This is a genomic window from Paenilisteria newyorkensis (genome assembly GCF_000766145.1).
GTDB lineage: Bacteria > Bacillota > Bacilli > Lactobacillales > Listeriaceae > Listeria_A > Listeria_A newyorkensis.
Map to the genome: position 1 here is coordinate 68,408 of NZ_JNFB01000010.1, position 13,277 is coordinate 81,684.

The 13,277-nt window shown below is 44.6% G+C and carries 13 protein-coding genes; 12 read left to right on the forward strand and 1 reads right to left on the reverse strand.

Features of this window, described 5'->3' with window-relative positions; translation table 11 throughout:
* The first annotated feature begins 19 nt into the window (after positions 1-19).
* From EP58_RS04140 to EP58_RS04180, 9 genes are all read left to right on the forward strand, one after another.
* Positions 20-1,933, forward strand: coding sequence for a BglG family transcription antiterminator (locus EP58_RS04140; protein ID WP_036090445.1), 1,914 nt, complete (start codon positions 20-22; stop codon positions 1,931-1,933).
* A 312-nt stretch (positions 1,934-2,245) separates the two neighbouring features.
* Complete coding sequence (locus EP58_RS04145) at positions 2,246-3,541, forward strand: PTS sugar transporter subunit IIC (RefSeq protein WP_036090447.1); 1,296 nt, start codon at positions 2,246-2,248, stop codon at positions 3,539-3,541.
* A 12-nt stretch (positions 3,542-3,553) separates the two neighbouring features.
* Positions 3,554-3,862 carry a PTS sugar transporter subunit IIB gene (locus EP58_RS04150; protein ID WP_036090450.1) on the forward strand — a complete coding sequence of 103 codons (309 nt, stop codon included), beginning with the start codon at positions 3,554-3,556 and terminating at the stop codon, positions 3,860-3,862.
* A 1-nt stretch (position 3,863) separates the two neighbouring features.
* Complete coding sequence (locus tag EP58_RS04155; protein WP_052171342.1) at positions 3,864-5,579, forward strand: glycoside hydrolase family 3 N-terminal domain-containing protein; 1,716 nt, start codon at positions 3,864-3,866, stop codon at positions 5,577-5,579.
* The gene (locus EP58_RS04160; protein WP_036090452.1) at positions 5,580-5,888 is read left to right on the forward strand and encodes a PTS sugar transporter subunit IIA; all 309 of its coding nucleotides are present in this window, start codon (positions 5,580-5,582) and stop codon (positions 5,886-5,888) included.
* Between the two features lie 119 nt (positions 5,889-6,007).
* The gene (locus EP58_RS04165; RefSeq protein ID WP_036059077.1) at positions 6,008-6,340 is read left to right on the forward strand and encodes a PadR family transcriptional regulator; all 333 of its coding nucleotides are present in this window, start codon (positions 6,008-6,010) and stop codon (positions 6,338-6,340) included.
* Between the two features lie 18 nt (positions 6,341-6,358).
* Positions 6,359-7,351, forward strand: a complete 993-nt coding sequence (locus EP58_RS04170; protein ID WP_036090454.1) for a pentapeptide repeat-containing protein — start codon at positions 6,359-6,361, stop codon at positions 7,349-7,351.
* 14 nt (positions 7,352-7,365) lie between these two features.
* The gene (locus EP58_RS04175; RefSeq protein WP_036090456.1) at positions 7,366-8,298 is read left to right on the forward strand and encodes a daunorubicin resistance protein DrrA family ABC transporter ATP-binding protein; all 933 of its coding nucleotides are present in this window, start codon (positions 7,366-7,368) and stop codon (positions 8,296-8,298) included.
* Entirely contained in the window at positions 8,295-9,056 is a 762-nt protein-coding gene (locus EP58_RS04180) for an ABC transporter permease (protein ID WP_036090458.1), read from the forward strand. Before EP58_RS04175 ends, EP58_RS04180 begins: the two co-directional genes overlap by 4 nt.
* Positions 9,057-9,102: 46 nt before the next feature.
* Here EP58_RS04180 and EP58_RS04185 read toward each other — a convergent pair whose 3' ends face one another.
* Positions 9,103-10,632, reverse strand: a complete 1,530-nt coding sequence (locus EP58_RS04185; RefSeq protein ID WP_036090460.1) for an AMP-binding protein — start codon at positions 10,630-10,632, stop codon at positions 9,103-9,105.
* Positions 10,633-10,782: 150 nt separating this feature from the next.
* On the opposite strand from EP58_RS04185, the gene EP58_RS17780 reads away from it, so the two are divergent.
* The 3 genes from EP58_RS17780 to EP58_RS04195 all read left to right on the forward strand — a co-directional run bounded on the left by EP58_RS17780 (position 10,783) and on the right by EP58_RS04195 (position 13,237).
* Positions 10,783-10,908, forward strand: a complete 126-nt coding sequence (locus EP58_RS17780; RefSeq protein WP_255309526.1) for a hypothetical protein — start codon at positions 10,783-10,785, stop codon at positions 10,906-10,908.
* 141 nt (positions 10,909-11,049) lie between these two features.
* Positions 11,050-12,528, forward strand: coding sequence for a type I restriction-modification system subunit M (locus EP58_RS04190; protein WP_036090483.1), 1,479 nt, complete (start codon positions 11,050-11,052; stop codon positions 12,526-12,528).
* Positions 12,512-13,237, forward strand: coding sequence for a restriction endonuclease subunit S (locus EP58_RS04195; RefSeq protein WP_077917820.1), 726 nt, complete (start codon positions 12,512-12,514; stop codon positions 13,235-13,237). Before EP58_RS04190 ends, EP58_RS04195 begins: the two co-directional genes overlap by 17 nt.
* Positions 13,238-13,277 lie beyond the last annotated feature (40 nt).

Genomic DNA, 13,277 nt, shown 5'->3' on the forward strand with positions numbered 1-13,277 from the left:
AAGAAAGGAGGAGGTCCAGATGAGTGAGTCAATGATTCCGGTGCCGAGATGGCGCGATTTGCTCCAACTACTATACGTAAAAATGGATTTTGTCAGTGGAAAAGAACTTGGCGAGCAGCTTCATGTGGATCCGCGGACGATTCGCAATGATATAAAAGCGCTTCACGATATTCTGGGGCCATCGAAAAATGAAATCACATCTGTGCGTGGCGTTGGTTATAAGCTGGTTGTGGAGGATGAAACGGCGCTACGAAACCTGCTTCTCGTCTACACTAGCGAGCGATCTAATCTCCACATCACTCCGATGCTCGCCGAAGATCGCACAGATTACATCATTCGCTACCTCCTTCTGAAAAATAAATATGTCAAACTGGACGAAATCGCGGATGAGCTTTATGTCAGCAAGTCGACTATCAACGCGGCTATCCCAGAAGTGAAGAAAAAACTGGCGGAATTTGATTTGAAGCTTGGCAAAAAGGCGGGATATGGGGTTAAAATACTCGGAACGGAGCTCCATGTCCGTTTTTGTTTTTCGCATTATTTGTTAACAGAATCACGAAGTTTGCTCATAAGTGAGGCGGAACAAGGCTTTTTCGAAGAGGTTGATTTGGAGGGGATTCAGCGTATTGTCGCGAAAAGTGTGTCTAAATATGAGATTCATATGACCGATATTGCGCTGAAAAACCTGATTATCCATATTGCAATCGCGATTTGTCGGATTCGGGATGATTGTTATGTTGCAGCGGATGAGCTTTTAAATATTGAATTTAATATGCAGGAATTGCGGGCATCGCAGACGATGATTCGGGAAATTGAGGCGCAGGAAGGTGTCGTGTTTCCTGAAACCGAGCTGTCCTATTTGTTGCTGCATCTCAGCGCAAAACATATCGCGACGGATTACGACGATTATCAAGAATTTATGTTAGTGAACAAAATGCTTGAGCGGATCCAAAAACGTTATGGTTACGCGTTGCTTGGTGATCAGGCGCTCATTTCCAACTTGATACTCCACTTAAAACCAGCGATTAACCGCATAAAATTTCAGATGAACATACAAAATCCGTATTTGTCGAATTTGAAGCAGAACCATCCGTTGGCGTTCGAGTTGGGTTTGACGGCGAAAGATGTGCTGGAGGAGGAGCTTGGCACGAAGGTGAATGAGGCGGAGGCTGGGTATTTGGCGATTCATTTACTGTACGCGCTGGATAAAGTACAGGAAAGCGTTAAAAAACGGGTTTTGATTGTATGCGCGTCTGGATTGGGAACGTCGCAACTTTTGCAGTCGAAGGTGAAAAAGGCGTTTGCGGAGGAGTTGGAGGTTATTGGCGTGTACTCGTTTCATGAATATGAGAGTCGACCGGTAGCTTGCGATTTCGTCATTGCGACGGTACCATTGCGCCATCAAAGCCATCCGTACGTACAGGTTTCGCCGTTCTTGATGAAGTCAGATATGCGGGCGATTGAAGCGATGTTGGGAAGTGGCTCGCCGTTTCAGATGGAAAGCGTGTTTTCGGAATCGCTGTTCGTTGTTTCGGAAAAGGATTGGGATAAGGAGCGGGTTTTACGAGAATTAGCGGGGCTTTTGATGAAGCAGGGGTATGTTGGCGAGGACTATTTGCCGTCGATTTTTGAGCGGGAATTGGTAGTTCCGACGTTTCTCGGAAATGGACTGGCAACGCCGCATCCGATTCAAGCAGATGTGGCGCGGACGGCGATTGCGGTGTGTATTTGCGAGGCACCAGTGTTGTGGAATGAGGAAGATTGCGCGCAAGTGGTGTTTATGCTGGCCGTGAAAAACAAGGAACAGTCGCAACTTACGACGACGTATGAATTAATTAGTGACATCGTTGAAAATCCGAAAGTCATGCGGCAACTGAAGGCAATTCGTGATTTTGACGGTTTTATGCATATTTTGAAAAAAAATAAGACATAATCCAAATAAATCGGCGGCAAGCGTTCGCATTCAGGGGATTTGGCGGACTTCCGGTTCTCACATACACCAGTATGCTCCGCTTCCGGCTTCCACCAAATCCCCTGAATACAAACGCTTTCGCTCGATTTGTGTGAAGCATTATTTTCGTCTTACCCAAAAATGAATGGCAAGGCGATTTTATCTTGTTTGGAATTAGTCCTAGCTGATTTTTGCGGATTTCCTTTGTGAGTGGAATCTTGCGGAAAAAGACTGGCTTTATTTACAGAAAAGAAAGCGCTACACTTGAGGTATAATGAAGAGGAGGTTTGCAACATGAAGAAATTTGTTGAAAAATTGGGCTGGGTTTCGCAAAAGTTGGGAAATCAGATCCACCTTAAATCAATGCGTGACGCGTTTGCCACGATTTTACCGTTTATTATGCTCGCGGGTTTTATGGTGTTGATCAATAACGTCATTATTAAACCGGATGGCTTTATGTCGAATGTGATTAGTTCGGCGACGTTGACTACTTGGCAGGAGCTGGGGAACAGTATTGTGAACGGGACGCTGGGGATTATCACGATTTTGATTGGGGCGTCGGTTTCTTATTTTCTAGCGCAAAACCGGAGATTCGAAAATCCGTTCGCGCCAGCTTTGCAAACGATTGCACTGATTATCATTTTTATCCCATTGGCGACGGAAGTGATTCCGCTTGGCGCGACGAAAGCTGTGGAGGTTGCGGGTGTTATTCCGACGGCGCTTACTGGCTCGGCTGGGATGTTCGTGGGGATTGTGACGGCGCTTTTGTCTACAGAACTGTTTATTTATTTTTCGAAAAGCGAGAAGTTGAAAATCAAGATTTCGGGTGAAAGTGTGCCGCCTGCTGTTATTAAATCGTTTAACGTGTTGATTCCGACGATGTTGACGGTGCTGGTGTTTGCTTTTGTATCATTCTTGTTGACGCAACTGTTCGCGTTGAATATTTATGCTTTGATAGGAACGATTATTCAAAAACCGCTGACATTCTTAGTGACGAGTGTTCCAGGATTCTTAGCGTTGATGACGATTTCGCAGATGCTGTACTCGATTGGGATTGCGGGAAGTGGGATTTTAGGGCCGATTATGGATCCCGTTTTGCTTGCGAATATGCAAGATAATATGACGGCTTATGCGAGTCATACGGCGATTCCGCACATTATTAACACGACTTTCCGTGACATTTTCGGTGTTATGGGCGGCGGCGGAAATACGATTGCGCTGCTGATTGCGATTTTCATTTGGAGTAAGCGGAAAGATTATCGCGAAATCGCGGCGCTTTCGTCTGCACCAGGGCTTTTCAATATTAATGAACCGGTCGTTTTCGGACTACCGATTGTGTATAATTTGAGCTTGATGATTCCGTTTATTATTTCGACACCGCTTTGTTTGCTACTGGCCTACATTGCGACAAAAATAAATATGATTTCAGAGGTCGTCGTGATGGTTCCATGGACGACACCCGTTGTTGCATCAGGATTTCTAGCGACAGGCGGAGATTGGCGAGCAGCAGTTTTTCAAATTTTCTTAGTTGGCGTTTGTGTGCTGTTGTACCTGCCGTTCTTGAAAGTCAATGACCGGATTAAAGTGTAAGGAGAGTTCGCGATGAAAAAATTAATGTTGATGTGTAATGCTGGCATGTCTACAAGTGTGCTCGTTCGAAAAATGCAAAATATAGCGGATGAGAAGGGAATCGCGATTGATATTTGGGCGATTTCGGAGATTGATTTTGAGAAGAATTGGCGTCTGGCGGATGCGATTTTGTTGGGGCCACAGGTGAGCTATATGCAAGACAAGGTGAGTGAGGCGGTCGAAGGTTCGATTCCAGTTGGCGTGATTGCGATTGTGGATTATGGCCGGATGGATGGTGAAAAGGTTCTGGCGCAGGGCTTAGCGCTGTTGGAGGAGGAGTAGTATGTCGCGATATTTAGATGATAGATTGGATACGGAGGAGCGAGTCGCGGATCTTTTGGCGCAAATGACGTTGGAGGAAAAATGCGGGCAGCTGAACCAGAGACTTTATGGCTGGCAGGCGTTTGAACGTGTGGGCGAGTCGTTTGACGTGACGTCGAAGTTCCAAGATGAGGTCGCAAAATTCGGCGGGATTGGCGCGCTATATGGCCTTTTTCGGGCGGATCCGTGGTCGGGAATGAATCAGGAAAATGGGATTAGTCGGGCGAACTCGGCGCGGGTGGCGAATCAGTTGCAAAAATACGTAATGGAAAACTCGCGACTGGGCATTCCGATGCTATTTTCGGAGGAGGTTCCGCATGGACATCAGGCGCTGGATAGTGAGTCGTATCCGGTGAACTTGGCTCGCGGTGCGTCGTTTAATACGGCGTTGCAACGAGAAATTGCGGAGGCGATTGCCGCGGAAATTAGCGATAAAGGTGTGCATCTTGCTTTGGCGTCGGCGCTTGATATTTTGCGTGACCCGAGATGGGGACGCGCCGAAGAGTGTTTTAGTGAGGATCCATTTTTAGCGGCGGAATTCACGAAGGCAATCACGACGGGTTTCCAAGCGAGTGGCCGGGTTGCGGTAATTCTGAAGCATTTTGCAGCACAAGGCGAACCGATTGGTGGCCATAATTCTGGCCCAGTATCAATTGGGATGCGCGAGTTGCGAGAGATTTTCTTACCGCCGATGGTTGCTGCTGCTGAGGCAGGCGCGCTTGGCGTGATGGCGGCGTATAATGAAATCGACGGCGTACCGTGTCACGCAAATGGGGAATTATTGACGGGGATTTTGCGGGAGGAGCTGGGCTTTGACGGCATTGTGATGGCGGATGGCTGTGCACTGGATCGGTTGCTGGCGATGAATCCTGACGTGCGAAAAGCTGGTGCCATGGCGCTTGCGGCGGGCGTTGACTTGAGTTTGTGGGACGAGGTATTTCCGAATTTGGCGGATTTGGCATTACCAGCCGTCCAATTGGAGCTATTCCAAGCGTTGAAAAAGCAAGGCAAACCGGTCGTTGTCGTACTCGTGCAAGGGCGTCCGAATGCAATTCCAGAGCTCAGCGAACAGGCAGATGCGCTACTCACGGCTTGGTATCCCGGCGCACAAGGCGGAATCGCGGTCGCCGAAACCCTATTTGGCATCGTGAATCCATCCGGAAAACTGCCAGTCAGCATCCCGCGCTCCTCCGGCCAACTCCCGGTTTACTACAACCAAAAAGCCGGTGAATACAAAGAAGATTACTTCGATGAACGAGGCGCGGCGCTGTATCCATTCGGGCACGGCCTGAGCTACAGCGATTTCGCGTATCAAGAAATCCAAGCAACACATCAAAGCCGAACAGTTGCCGAGTTAGAATCAGGCGAGAAGTTCCGCTTCACAGTAACCGTGCAAAACCGCGCCAAACGTGCCGGCTCCGAAGTCGTGCAGCTCTATATCCACGACCAAGAAGCCAGCATTACGCGACGCAAAAAAGAACTAAAAGCATTCCAAAAAGTCAAAATTGGCGCGAACGAAACAATAGAAGTAACACTCGAAATCGGGCTGGCTGAACTCCAAATTTGGTCCATCCGAAATCGATGGGAATTAGAACCAGGCACCGTGCGAATTTTTGTAGGTGGAAGTTCGGTGACGGCGCTTGAGACAGTGATTGAGATAACAAACGGGGTGAGGTAAATGGAAGGAATGGAGCTAGCTTCTTTTCAAATTATCGGGGCTGTCGGCGGTGCGCGAAGCAAGATTACAGAGGCATTGCAACTTGCGAGACAGCGAAAGTTTACAGAAGCATATCGAAAAATCGATGAAGCCAACCATTATTTAAGCGAAGGACATAAAAATCACGTAAACCTTATTCAAAAAGAAGCAAATGGCGAGAAAATCCCGATGTCGATGTTATTCATACACGCCGAAGATCAGTTTATGACGACGTATTTACTTCGGGATATTGCGTATGAGATGGTGGAATTATGGAAAGCAACAAAATAATTTTTTGAGCGTATACCTTGATTGGTATGCGTTTTTTGATGTGTAATAGTAACTTGTTGAATCTATTACCTTGACTGTCATAGTAATGTGGTGTATATTATACGTATGGAGGCGATCACATGGCTGATAAGAAACTTTCCTCTGATTTGCTGAGAGGACATACGGATACGATTATTTTGAAGTTACTGATGAGCGGCGATAAATATGGATATGACATTTTGAAGTTGATTCATCTTAATTCGGACGGGGAATATGAACTGAAAGAAGCTACGATGTATTCCAGTTTGAAGCGTTTGGAGAAAGAGGAATGTATTGCTTCATACTGGGGCGACGATGCCACCAAGGGCGGACGGCGAAAATATTATACATTAACTGAAAAAGGCGAGGAACTATACGCAGAAAATAAACGGCAGTGGGAATCAGCAAAACGTATTCTCGAGCAATTATTATGAGGAAAGAGGTTAGGAAAAATGACGGAGAAACTAATTGGGTACATTGATGGGCAGTTCAGCGCATACGAGGATTCAGCGGAAATTAGCGAGCTAAAAGAAGAGCTCGTGCATGATTTACAAGAGAAATACGGCGAGTTAGAAGAGCAAGGTTACGATGCCGAGGAAGCATACGAGTTGACGATTCATTCACTAGGCGATATTTCAGAAGTCATCGAAAGCATTGGCGTGAAGCGGAAGATGTCCTTGGAAGATAATCCTGCTTGGCAAGAAATTGAAGAAGCGAAGCAACGTGCGGCGAATAATGACGGAACAGTCCGAAGAAGAGTAGTAGAAGGCTTTAATTTCAGTAATTCTGACTTGAGAAATAGCCGATTTGACGAAGGCGAGTTTCGCAGTGTGAATTTTAAACATTCCAACTTGGCTGGGGTTAATTTTGATCATCGTGTGTTTATTGATGCGAAATTGGATTATGTGAATCTAACTGGCGCTTCTTTTGAGCAGGCGGAATTTCATAACGGTTCTCTAAAAGGTGTATACGCAAAAAAAGGTGAGGGTTCGCCGAGCTTTAGAGGTGCTTTCATGCAAGGTGTGAATGTCTCGGTTGCGATGTTAAAAGGCGCGGATTTTAGCTATGCGAACTTAGGAAACTCGAAATTTAACGCTTCTGAGCTTACGTATACGTCGTTTGAAGGCGCGGATTTGACGTTTGCTGAAATGAAACAATCAGCTTTAAGCAAGACGAATTTCACAAATGCGATATTTGACCAAGCGGACTTCAGTTACTCTGATTTATCAAAAGTGAATTTTGACGGCGAGGTATTTAAAGGCACTAATTTCAGAAGCACGGGGCTTGTTGGCGCGAGTTTTCGAGATGCAACGTTTGAAAATGTTTCTTTCAAAGGAAGTTACGTAAAACGTGCGGATTTCACTGGTGCAGTCATGGATTTGGCGTCTTATGAAAGCTTGAAAACAAATCGAAAAGCCAATCTTGACGGAATAATTCTAATGTAAAGGAAGCGTGTAAAATGGTACAAAATACGATTTCAGTCCATAATTTGGAGAAGTCTTATAAAAATGTAGAAGTGTTGAAAAAAATCAGTTTCACCGTTGAAAAAGGCACGGTTTTCGCGCTGTTAGGGTCAAACGGTGCTGGTAAAACAACCACAATTCGGATTCTAGCGACGCTTTTGAAGCCAGACGGTGGCGATGCGCAGATTTGTGACGCGGACGTTGTGAAGCAGGCGAATTTGGTGCGCGCGGCGATTAGTTTAACGGGGCAGAATGCGGCGGTCGACGAAATTTTGACTGGACGCGAGAATTTGCGATTGATTGCGAAATTACGGCATTTGCCAGATGCGAAGGGGATTGCGGATGAGTTGTTGGCGCGGTTTGGCTTGACGGATGCGGCGGATCGGGCGCTTTCGACGTATTCTGGGGGGATGAGACGTAGGCTTGACCTTGCGATGAGCTTGGTCGGGAATCCCGAGGTTATCTTTTTGGATGAGCCTACGACTGGGCTTGATCCGCAGAGTCGTTTAGCAATGTGGAAAATTATTCGGGAGCTCGCAAGCAATGGGACGACGGTGTTTTTGACGACGCAATATTTGGAAGAAGCGGAGCAATTGGCGAACCAAATAGCGATTCTGAACGATGGGAAAATTGTCGCGAATGGCACGGTCGCTGAATTGAAGCGGATGTTGCCGAAGGGTCATTTGGAATTGCGTTTTGCAGAGGAAGCCGAGGTTACGGCGGCACATGCGGCGCTCGTTGACTTTGAGCCGACTTTGAATGTGGATGAGCAGTTGGTGACGGTGACGATTGATGGTAGCACGGCGCAATTGATGGCGATTTTAGGGGAGTTGGAAGCGGCGAACGTTGCGGTACTTGAATTTTCGCAAAAATCGCCAACACTGGAGGACGTATTCCTCACAATTATCGATAGAAAGGGTGAAGCATGATGCGGAATTATTGGAATGATATGCAGGCAATGGTTGGGCGCAACATGAAGCATGCCTTTCGTAGTGTGGATACAATCATTACAACTATTGCGATGCCGTTGATGATTATGTTGATGTTTGTATATGTTTTTGGAGGTTCGATTGATACTGGCTCGGAAAATTATATTAACTATGTCGTCCCGGGGATCATGTTTTTATGTATCGCGATGGGGACGGCGTACACGGCAGTAAGGTTAAGTCAGGATGTTACGACGGGGATTATTGACCGCTTTCACTCGATGCCTATTGCGAAATCGTCCATTTTGACAGGGCATGTCGTGACGTCAGTTGTGTTCAATTTGATCTCGACGCTTGTGATTGTTTTGGTCGCGTTCCTATTAGGATTCAGGCCAGAAGCAGGATTCGCTGGCTGGCTCGTCGTGATTTTGATTTTACTACTGTTCACGTTAGCGATGACTTGGATTGCTGTGATATCAGGATTGCTCGCGAAAAGTGCAGAAGGATCAGCATCGTTTAGCTACCTCATCCTATTGCTACTATTCATCAGCTCGGCGTTCGCCCCAACAGATTCGATGAACAAAGTCGTTCGAGCATTTGCGGAAAACCAGCCGATGACGCCGATTATTGAAAGTGTCCGTTCTCTGCTAGTTGGAAACGTGAACACCGGCGAAGTCTGGACGGCAATCGCCTGGTGCGGAGGGATTTTCATCGTCGCGATGATAGCTTCGATGCAAATTTACAAACGTAAAACGGAATAGCGAAAAAGGATAACCATCTGAGCGAGGCGGTTATCCTTTTTTGCGTCTACATTTCGCTATTTTGAAGCGAGCGTTCCAATTCCAAACGCTGAATTTTCATCGTCGCCGTCCGTGGCATTTCGTCGTATTTCATGAGAATTGGTTCATTGAGATGCGGTAAATCGGACACTTTTTTCCACCACAAATCCCAATTCATTTCCGCGCTCTCATTCACCGCCACAATCGGCTGCGGACTCCCATTTTTGCCCCGAATAATCACGACTTCATCTAGAAAAGTCAGTTCATCAAGCAAGGCATCCTCAATCGCGAGTGTGCTGTCAATTTTATCAACGAGATCGACTTGGCGGTCAAGCAAGGAAAGGCCCCCGAGCCGACTTTTGACACCGTAATCACCGCTGTCCCACCAAGCACCGTAGACATTTTCCTCGAAGCGCGGCGTCTCTTTGTAGTACGTCAACGCTCGACCTTTTGAGAACATCTGGATATTGCCACTAGTCCCAGCCGCAACCGGTTTCCCGTCCTGGTCCACAATCCGAGCCTTCGTCAAGCCAGGCATCCCAACGCCCATCGCGCGCGCGTTCGTCCGCTTAAGCGTAGATTTCGTATGGAAACGCATAATCATCGGACCACATTCACTCTGCCCATAAACCTGCAAAAACACCGGCAAGCGATACTCCGAGCACCGCAAAAATGTTGCCATCGTCTCTTTGTTAATCGCGTCAAACGTGGAATGATAATACTTCACACTTTCAAAAACGCTAGGTTCTTCGCGAGCAAGCGACGCCCACTGCACAAAATGATTCGGATGTGTTTCCAGAACCAACGGCGCAAACTCCGTGAGAACTTTAGTAATGTTGGCGCGGCTCGGATTCGCAATAGGAAGTAGCGGAAAACCCTTCGCCATCAGCGACGAAATCCCGATATTAAAGCGCGAATGCACCGGCGAAATATGAAATGCGACCAAACCACGCTTGCGGATGAGACTCAAAATGTTCTTTTGCCACTTCGTACGCCACCCCATCGAGTTCGCCGAGTGCGCAATAAGCTTCGGAACCCCAGTCGTCCCAGAAGTATGCGTCATGTAGGAAATCGCGTCCGGCGTGAGAAAGTCCTGCTCACAAAGCTGATCAAAAGTCGTTGCGAGAATCTCCTCGACCGCGATTAATTTCGAAGCAGGCAGGTTTTTCAGACTCTGCGCTTTTGCCGCCGTATCCCCATCGAAAACCATCCAAGGATTATCCAGCCGCGCGACAAGGATATCCATTGTTTCAGCAGGAAGATGCGCCGAGATCATGATTGGCACCGCGCCGAGATAAGAAACAGCAACAGCCAAGAGGTACGTATCGAATTTAGCCGACTTATAAACGATGACCTTCTCGCCTTTTTTGACACCGATTTTGCGCAATTGCGTCGCTTTTTGGATAAGAGCATTTTTGGAATCCGCGTATGTAGTGTGCAATTGAAGTTCGGGGAAAGCAGTAAGTGGCTCGTCGAAGTAGATCGCCTGGCTCGGAAAACGCTCCGCAGCCTCCGCGAAATTGGTATAGAGGTTTAGTGGTTTGTATTTGTTAAACATGGATGAGTGGTCAACTCCTTTTTTTGTGATGGGGTTATTATAGCATTATTGTGAGGAAATTTACAAAGTGAAACAAGCTCGCACCTTTTTTTATACGATAGATAGAAGATTCTTATTTATACTTGTAATTAGAGATACGGAGGTGATTGTATGACAAAGCATTCAGGTGGAAAAGTTGGAGCAGCAGCTAAGAAACTCGCTAGTAACAATACATCTAAAGCAGCGAAATCAAAAGCGGGTAAAACATTGAAAGCACATCAGGATAAAAAGCATTAGAATTGAGAGGAGGGATTGAGGTCTCTCCTTTTACTTATCCGTAATTGTAAAATATAGATCCAAATTTTACAAAAATCTGATATAATAAGAAGTGAGAAAAAAATAGATACATAATTTATCATGGAGATTGTGGGGAATAAAATGATTACTGGTGAAATGAAGAATAAAGTAGACAGTATTTGGACAACGCTATGGACGGAAGGAAGTACGAATCCATTAACAAATATCGAACAATTAACATATCTATTATTTATGAAGGATCTTGATGAAGCGGAACTTGTGAAAGAAAAGGATGCGGAATTACTCGGCGTGGAGTACACGAGCATTTTCCCGGCAGATAAGCCTGAATATCGCTGGAATCAATTTAAACAATTAGGTAGCGCAGAGAAGATGTTTGAGCTGATGCAACAAGAGATTTTCCCATTTATAAAAACGTTAGGTGGGGAAGAGGATTCTTCGTTTTCAAAATATATGAAGGATGCGATTTTCCAGATAAATAAGCCAAGTACATTGCAGAAGGTGGTATCAGCATTAGACGGGCTTCCCACGCAAAATCGCGATACGCAAGGGGATTTGTATGAGTATTTGCTATCGAAATTAGAGACTTCTGGTACAAATGGACAGTTTAGAACACCACGTCATATTATTCGCATGATTGTTGACTTGATGAAGCCTTCACCACAGGATATTATTATTGATCCAGCGATGGGTTCAGCAGGATTCTTAGTTGCGGCAAGTGATTATATGCGTGAACATCATAATGATTTATTCTTCGATGAAAAGTTGAAGGCACATTATCATGGTGAGATGTTTCATGGAAATGATATGGATAGCACGATGTTGCGTATTGGCGCGATGAATATGATGTTGCATGGTGTTGATAAGCCGAATATTGAATACATGGATTCTTTGTCACAAGATAATGACGAGAAAGAAAAGTATACGATGATTTTGGCTAATCCTCCATTTAAAGGATCACTAGATTATGAATCAGTTTCAAATGATCTGCTTGCGACAATTAAAACTAAAAAGACAGAATTGCTATTTTTAGCCCTGTTTTTGCGTATTTTAAAACCAGGTGGGCGAGCTGCGGTTATAGTTCCTGATGGTGTATTATTTGGTTCATCGGGCGCGCATAAAGGAATTCGAAAAGATATTATAGAGAATCATAAATTAGAAGCAGTTATTTCGATGCCTAGTGGGGTTTTTAAACCATATGCAGGGGTATCTACGGCTATATTAATTTTCACGAAAATAGGTAGGGGTGGGACTGATAGAGTGTGGTTTTATGATATGCAAGCTGATGGGTTTAGTCTTGATGATAAGCGGAAATCAATTGATATGAATGATATTCCAGATATCGTGAGCAGATTTAGGAGGCTTGATGGAGAAGCGGGACGGAAACGGAGTGATAAATCATTTTTTGTTACTGCCGAAGAAATTGCTACGAATGGATATAATTTAAGCATTAATAAATATCAAAAGATTGAATATGATCATATAGTTTATGATAAACCAGAGATTATAATAAGACGTATTAAGAAATTAGAGGAAGATATTGTTGAAGGATTAAATAATCTAGAAAGCGCGGTTAAAGGTATTGATGATGAGTATAAATAATACTAGCAATAAAAGTTTTTTTGAGACAAGTGGATGGGATATATATCCTTTTGAAGCAATATTAAATGATAATACTAGACGAGGAGCCAAAATTAAAAAGCAAGATTATCAAAAGGTTGGCAATTTTCCTATAGTCGATCAAGGTAAATCTTATATAGCTGGATATACAAATGAAAAGGAAGGACTATACACAGGAAATCCAGTGATTTTGTTTGGAGACCATACAAAGATAATTAAGTATGTTGACTTTCCGCTATATTTAGGGGCCGATGGTGTAAAATTATTGGAAATAACAAATGAAAGAGCCTGTGCAAAGTATGTATATTATTTTTTGAAAACAGTAAAATTACCTAGTATCGGATATAGTAGGCACTATAAATATTTGAAAGATGTTGAGATTCCATTACCTAGTAGAAGCGTACAGAGAAAAATTGTGAAAATTTTGGATAGCGCTGAAATGCTAATAGAAAAAAGACACCAACAAGTTCAAGAACTAGATAATCTCCTTAAAAATGTTTTTTATGATATTTTCGGAGATCCTGATGTGATAAATACAAAGTACCCACAAAAAGAACTGAGAGAATTTGGACGTATAATAACGGGGAATACACCTTCTAGAAAAGACGAGTCTAATTTTGGTGAGGCTATCGAGTGGATAAAATCAGATAACATTGTACTGAACCCCAAAAGTTGGACCAAATTTAATTAGACTTCTTGGCTGGCCTGAAGACGGTATTCTACCGGACTCA